Annotated in this window: 1 protein-coding gene; it reads right to left on the reverse strand. The window is 68.5% G+C overall.

Translation table 11 applies throughout. From position 1 onward, the window contains the following. A partial coding sequence (locus TX83_RS18010) for a trypsin-like serine peptidase (protein WP_064749368.1) occupies positions 1 to 1,477 on the reverse strand: 1,477 nt, incomplete at its 3' end. Positions 1,478 to 1,812 lie beyond the last annotated feature (335 nt).

A 1,812-nucleotide genomic window follows, 5' to 3' on the forward strand; every position in this document is an offset into this window, starting at 1 on the left:
CGGTGAAGCTCACCGTCAGGCCGCTCGCCGAGGCGCTGAAGTTCGCCACCGGCGGGTTGTTGCCGGGCGTTCCGCCCGAGTCCAGGCCGTCGATGAAACTCTGTCCGGTATTGCCCGGGTCGAGCCAGTTGCTCAGACGGGTCGCGGCGGTGCCGCCGCCGGTCCAGGAGGTGAAGATGCGGCCGTACCAGTCTTTGCGCTGGTCGCCGGTGGCGCTGCAACTCGACGGACCGCCGTAGAGCTGGCCGATCACCCGATGGTCGGCGCTGTACAGCGGCGAACCCGAGGACCCGCCTTCGGTCACGCCGCCGTTGGCGAACCATTGAACGTGCAGCGCCTGGGTACCGGCCTGCCCTTCGAAACCGCCGAAGGTGGTGGTGCCCTCGACCAGGCTGATGCGCTTCTCCGCCACGCGCGGATGGTGGATCGCGATCGCGCCGGCGAAGTTCTGGTCGCGACGGTCCCAACCGGCCCAATACAAGTTGTACGCCGGGTTGGCCGCGGTGGTGAGTTCGAGCAGGGTGAAGTCGGAAGCGGCGTTGGTCGCGCGCAAGGTGGCGCCGGTCTGCGACTGCGCCAGCGAACCGTCGCCGTTGGCGCCACTGGCGGCCGAACCAGGGGCGCGGCAAGTGGAATTCTGGTAATTCCAGTACACCACCATCGAATTGTTGACCGATGCGCTGGTCATGCCGCAATGATTCGCGGTCAGAAAGTACATCTTCTTGTCGTTGGCGGTGTTGTTGACCAACGAGCCGGTGCACCACATGGTGCCCTGCTTGGAGTAGGCCGCGACCGAGCGGATGATGTCGCGGTGGCCGTTGCCCTCCGGGCAGACCACGTCGATGTTGCAGCTGCCGGAGACGCCCTTGGTCGAATCCAGCGCGGCGGCGTCGCGGGCGATGCGGCCGAGGCCGACGTAGTCGTGGTTGACCTTGGCCAGATGCAGCTTCAGTTCGCCGAGCTTGGCCTTGGGCACCACCACTTCGATCACCGCTTCGTCGCCGAGCACCACCGGCGTCCACAGTTCGCCGAAGGCGTTGTTGTCGGCGGCGGTGAAGCTGCGCACGCGGCCGGCGGCGGCGCCCGGGGTCTGGTCGGCGGGATAAATCAGCATGCGCGCGCCGGCCGGCAGCTTGAACCGGTCAAAGTGGAAGTTCAGCGACAGCGCGTTCTTGGATTCGATGCGCGTGCGCCAGATCGCGGTCTCGGCATCCAGGTCTTCCCACACGCCGTCCTTGAGCGTGTCGATGTCCACCGCCAGCGCGGTGGCGAAGCGCGGGATCTCGCGGCGCTGTTCGCGCTTGAGGTCTTCGGCGCGCAGCTTGGCCACGTCCACGGCCGGCATGCTGCGCACGCCGATGCGGTCGATGCGGGTCAGGCCGGCGTGATCGAAAGCGGCCGGGCGTTGATTCGGCCCGGCCAGCGCCGTGCCGATCGAAAGCGCGAGCAGGCCTAGGGTCAGGGTCATGCGTTTCATGTCTGTCTCCGTCCGTTGGGATATCAGGCGATGGTGGCGATGAGGCGATGACTGCGGCCGCGCACGACCGCTGGAGGGCGGTCGCAGCGGTATTGCAACGGGCCCGCGCCGTCGCGCCCGGCCGAGGCGGGCCGGACGCGGCGTCGTGGGCGGCAGCCCGCGTCCGGGCCGCTGTCTTGCCGCCGCCGCACCTTGGGTGCCGGTGCGGCGGCGATGCGCTCCCCTAAGCGCGCGCTCGAACCTGTCCGCCGCGGCGGCGGAAGGCGCTCGCGAGGCGAAGCATCAGAAGGTGATGCTCCAGGTGTCGATCTTGCCGACGTCCTGCGCGGCGCGGT

Origin of the sequence: Lysobacter antibioticus HS124 (assembly GCF_000336385.2) — a bacterium.
Lineage (GTDB): Bacteria > Pseudomonadota > Gammaproteobacteria > Xanthomonadales > Xanthomonadaceae > Lysobacter > Lysobacter firmicutimachus.